6 protein-coding genes and 1 pseudogene are annotated in these 4,768 nt (G+C 68.0%); all 7 read right to left on the minus strand.

The window, feature by feature from the left end:
- On the minus strand, window positions 1-417 hold a 417-nt coding region (locus tag G3N99_RS34790; protein ID WP_206124635.1), incomplete at its 3' end, for a LysM domain-containing protein.
- Window positions 418-422: 5 nt separating this feature from the next.
- The gene (locus G3N99_RS34795; RefSeq protein ID WP_174946423.1) at window positions 423-1,355 is read right to left on the minus strand and encodes a protein-L-isoaspartate(D-aspartate) O-methyltransferase; all 933 of its coding nucleotides are present in this window, start codon (window positions 1,353-1,355) and stop codon (window positions 423-425) included.
- Complete coding sequence (surE, locus tag G3N99_RS34800) at window positions 1,352-2,113, minus strand: 5'/3'-nucleotidase SurE (RefSeq protein WP_174941095.1); 762 nt, start codon at window positions 2,111-2,113, stop codon at window positions 1,352-1,354. The genes G3N99_RS34795 and surE overlap by 4 nt, the downstream gene beginning before the upstream one ends.
- A 222-nt stretch (window positions 2,114-2,335) precedes the next feature.
- Window positions 2,336-3,541 (minus strand): CaiB/BaiF CoA-transferase family protein, encoded by a 1,206-nt coding sequence (locus tag G3N99_RS34805; protein WP_174946427.1) that lies wholly within the window; start codon window positions 3,539-3,541, stop codon window positions 2,336-2,338.
- Between the two features lie 48 nt (window positions 3,542-3,589).
- A complete protein-coding gene (gene recR, locus G3N99_RS34810) occupies window positions 3,590-4,186 on the minus strand; it encodes a recombination mediator RecR (RefSeq protein ID WP_006478665.1) in 597 nt (198 codons plus the stop codon).
- Between the two features lie 31 nt (window positions 4,187-4,217).
- Window positions 4,218-4,544 carry a YbaB/EbfC family nucleoid-associated protein gene (locus G3N99_RS34815; protein ID WP_014896896.1) on the minus strand — a complete coding sequence of 109 codons (327 nt, stop codon included), beginning with the start codon at window positions 4,542-4,544 and terminating at the stop codon, window positions 4,218-4,220.
- Between the two features lie 92 nt (window positions 4,545-4,636).
- Window positions 4,637-4,768, minus strand: a pseudogene (locus G3N99_RS42170) (DNA polymerase III subunit gamma/tau); the annotation flags it as partial.

A 4,768-nucleotide genomic window follows, 5' to 3' on the forward strand; every position in this document is an offset into this window, starting at 1 on the left:
CGGCGCGGTCGCAACGGCGGCGCCCGCGATCGGCGCGGCGACCTGCGTGCCCGCAACGGCGGCACCGGCCTGCGGCGAAACGCGCAGCAGCTGGTCGACTTCGATCTGATTCGGGTTCACCAGGTTGTTCCACGCGGCGATGTCGCGATAGTTCTGCCCGTTTTCGAGTGCGATCCGGTACAGGGTATCGCCCGGCTTCACCCGGTAATAACCCGGCGGCGCCGGGGGGAGCGGCGCGGCGGGCTGTGCGGTGCCGGTCGTGCCGAGCGAACCGGAGCGATCGACGACGGGCGCGTTGTCGAGCCGCGTCGCACAGGCGGCCAGAAGCGTGGAGAACGCAGCTACACAGATCGCGCGCTGGGCGAGCGTGAGCGGTTCCCTGGAACGGTTGTTTTGCATCGCGCGCAACATACTCATCGGTTTCAAATTACTCCGGATTTTAAAGGGACAAAGAAAACGCGATCAAGCCGTGACTCTCGCCATTGCGCGTGCGCGACGCGCTCGACGAGCGTGAGCACCTGGTGCTGCCCGCTCTGCGCGCCGACCGGCGCGACGAGCCGCCCGCCGATCGCGAGCTGCTCGAGCAGCGCCTGCGGCACGTCGAGCCCCGCCGCCGCGATCACGATCGCGTCGAACGGGGCCGCGGACGGCAGGCCGACACGCCCGTCGCCGTAGTGCAGACGGATGTTCGGCACACGCAGCGGCCGCAGGTTCAGCTTCGCGCGCTCGTAGAGCGGCTTGATGCGTTCAATCGAATACACGTCGCGCGCCACGTGACTCAGCACGGCGGCCTGGTAGCCGCAGCCCGTGCCGATCTCGAGGACGCGCTCGAGCGTGCGGCCGGCCATCGCGAGCTCGATCATGCGCGCGACGACCGACGGCTTTGAAATGGTCTGCTGGTGGCCGATCGGCAACGCCGAATCCTCGTAAGCCTGCGTCGCAAGCCCAGGATCCACGAACATGTGTCGCGGCACCGCGGCCATCGCTTCCAGCACGCGCGCGTCGGTCACACCGTTCGCGCGCAGCCGTTCGACCATCCGTTCGCGCACACGTTCCGACGTGAGCGCAAACGCACCGGCCGGCGCGACGCTCGGCGCGGCCGGTTTCGGCATCGCGGGCTTCAGCGCGGTCGGCTTCGGTGCGGTCGCCGGTTTCGCGGCGGCGGAGCCGGGCAATGCCGTTCGCACCGCAACAGGCTTCACCGCAACCGGCTTCAGCACGGCCGAGGGCTTGTCGGCGGCCTTCGATACCGCGACCGCCGCATGGCGTTCGCCGGCCCGACCTTCCGACTTGCGTGGCGCTCGCTTGAGATCTTCGAGCGCGAGCGGGAACCGCTTCGCGCGCTCGCCGCTCATGAAGCCCGCCCTCCGGCGCGCGCCCATTCGCGCGTCGCGGGCAGCATCTGCGTATGCGTGAGGTCCAGCTGCAGCGGCGTGATCGACACGAAACCGTTTGCCACTGCGTGAAAATCAGTGCCGTCGCTGGCGTCCAGCGCTTCGCCCGCCGCGCCGATCCAGTAGATCGGTTCGCCGCGCGGGTCGGTCTGGCGAATCACCGGCTGCGACGGATGACGCTTGCCGAGGCGCGTGACCTTCCAGCCTTTCAGTTCGTCGTACGGCAGGTTCGGAATATTGACGTTCAGCAACGGCTGGCCCGGCAGCGGATGCGCGAGATAGTGCTCGACGATTTCCGCGGCGACGCGCGCGGCGTCCGCCAGATGGGCCCAGCCCTTGTCGACCAGCGAGAATGCGATGGCCGGCACGCCGAACATGATGCCTTCGGTGGCGGCCGCAACTGTCCCCGAATAGAGCGTGTCTTCGCCCATGTTCTGGCCGTTGTTGATCCCGGAGACGACGAGGTCCGGCCTCGCGTCGGCCATCCCCGTCAACGCGACGTGCACCGAATCGGTCGGCGTGCCGTTCACGTAGAAGAAACCCGTACTCGCCGCGCGCTGCACCGACAGCGGCCGCGACAGCGTGAGGGAATTCGACGCGCCGCTGCAGTTCTGCTCGGGCGCGATCACCGTGAGTTCGGCCAGCGGCTGCAGCGCGTCGCTGAGCGCGGCGAGACCGGGGGCGAGATAGCCGTCGTCGTTGCTGAGTAGGATTCGCATCCGGCGATTGTAACCGAGGAAAGATGGCGCGAGAGCGACAGTCCGGCGACTGCGGATGGACGGTTGGGGGCACCCGGACACGCAGCGCCGCCGCGTTGCGGTGCGGCGTTCCGCGTGCTCAGGAAAACGCCGCGCCGCCCCGGGTTTTCCCCGGCCGACGGCGCCCCGCTGGGGAACGCTCGATTCCGGAAGCCTGGCGCGAAGCGCCAGGCCCAAGGGTGCTCAAATCGCGCCCGCGTCGCGCAGTGCGGCAATCGCCGGCGCGTCGTAGCCGAGGCCGCGCAGTACCTCGTCCGTATGCTCGCCGAGCTCGGGCCCGAGCCAGCGCGTTTCGCCCGGCGTGTCGGACAGCTTCGGCGTGATGTTCGGCAGCGGAATGTCGGTGCCGTCGGCCAGCTTGAAGCGCTGGATCATCTGCCGCGCGACGAACTGCGGATCGGTGAACATGTCGGCGGCGCTGTAGATGCGCCCGGCCGGCACGTCGGCCGCGTTGAGCACGACGAGCGCTTCGTCGATCGTGCGCGGCGCGAGCCACGCGGCAATCGCTTCGTCGATCTCCTGCGTGCGCGGCACGCGCCCGTCGTTTTGCGCAAGCGCGGGATCGTCCGCGAGGTCGTCGCGCTCGATCGCCTTCATCAGCCGCTTGAAGATCGGATCGCTGTTGCCGCCGATCACGATGCTGCCGTCGCGGCACGCGTACGTATTCGACGGCACGATGCCCGGCAGCGACGCGCCGGTGCGCTCGCGCACCATCCCGTACACGCCGTATTCGGGCACCACGCTTTCCATCATGTTGAAAACGGCTTCATACAGTGCAACGTCGACCACCTGCCCCGCACCGCCGTTGACCTTGCGGTGATGCAGCGCCATCAGCGCGCCGATCACGCCGTGCAGCGCGGCGATCGAATCGCCGATCGAGATGCCGATGCGCGGCGGCGGCAGCTCGGGATAGCCAGTGATGTGACGCAGCCCGCCCATCGATTCGGCGATCGCGCCGAAGCCGGGCCGGTCGCGGTACGGGCCCGTCTGCCCATAACCGGACAGGCGCACCATCACCAGGCCCGGATTGTCGGCCGACAGCACGTCGTAGCCAAGCCCGAGCTTTTCGAGCAGGCCCGGGCGGAAGTTCTCGATCACGATATCGGCCTCGCGCGCGAGTTGCCGCGCGATCGCCTTGCCGGCGTCGGCCTTCAGGTTGAGCGTGACCGATTTCTTGTTGCGCGCCTGGACGGACCACCACAGTGACGTGCCGCCCTGCTCCGGATGGAGCTTGCGCCACTTGCGCAGCGGGTCGCCGCCATTCGGATCCTCGATCTTGATCACTTCCGCGCCGAATTCGGCGAACAGCCGCGACGCGAACGGTCCCGCGATCAGCGTTCCGAATTCGAGCACTTTGACGCCCGCGAGCGGGCCCTGGCTGGTGCTCATGTGTCTCCCTGGCATGAGGAACGGCGCCGCCGGCCGGCGGCGCCCGGCTTACATCGTGCGGCGATCGAGCATCGCGCGGGCGATGGTGCCCGCGTCGACGTATTCGAGCTCGCCGCCCACCGGCACGCCGCGCGCGAGGCGCGTGACCGCGAGCCCGCGCGCCTTCAGCGTCTGGCCCAGGTAGTGCGCGGTGGCTTCGCCCTCGTTCGTGAAGTTGGTCGCGAGCACGACTTCCTTGACGACACCGTCGGACGCGCGCCGTACGAGGCGGTCGAAATGGATTTCCTTCGGGCCGATCCCGTCGAGCGGGCTCAGCCGGCCCATCAGCACGAAATACAGCCCGCGGTAAGTCATTGTCTGCTCGAGCATGATCTGGTCGGCAGGCGTCTCGACGACGCACAGCAGCGTCGGATCACGCTCTTCGTCGCTGCAGACCTCGCAGATCTGCGCTTCGGTGAACGTGTTGCACTTCTCGCAGTGCTGCAGGTGCTCGGTCGCGAACAGCAGCGACCGGCCGAGCCGCTCCGCGCCCTCCCGATCGTGCTGCATCAGGTGGACCGCCATGCGCTGGGCGGATTTCGGCCCGACGCCGGGCAGCACGCGCAACGCTTCGACGAGAGCGGACAGGGCGGACGGCTGTTTCATACGGCAGCAAAGAGTGGCACGGACGCTGCGCTCAGAACGGCAGCTTGAAGCCCGGGGGCAGCGGCAGGCCCGACGTCATGCCGCTCATCTTTTCCTGCGACGTCGCTTCGGCCTTGCGCACGGCGTCGTTGAACGCAGCCGCGACGAGATCCTCGAGCATGTCCTTGTCGTCCGCGAGCAGGCTCGGGTCGATCGCCACGCGACGCACTTCGTTGCGGCACGTCATCGTCACCTTGACGAGGCCGGCGCCCGACTGCCCTTCGACTTCGATCAGCGCAAGCTGCTCCTGCATCTTCTTCATGTTTTCCTGCATTTGCTGCGCTTGCTTCATCAGTCCGGCGAGGTTGCCTTTCAACATGGGAATACTCCTTCTTGATCGTGTGAAAACCGGCACGCGGCGCGTGCCGGCCAATGTGTGGGCGTGATTGTGCCTGTCGCGGGGCGGTCAGTTCAATGCAGCGTCGGCGGCGGGCCGTCCGGCGCCGCGTCGGAGAGCGGGCGCACCGAACCCTCGACGATGCGCGCACCGAAATCGCGCACGAGTTGCTGGACGAACGGATCGCCGTGAATCTCCTGCTCGGC

Source organism: Burkholderia sp. Ac-20392, from assembly GCF_017104585.1.
In the GTDB taxonomy this organism is placed as follows: Bacteria; Pseudomonadota; Gammaproteobacteria; order Burkholderiales; family Burkholderiaceae; genus Burkholderia; species Burkholderia lata.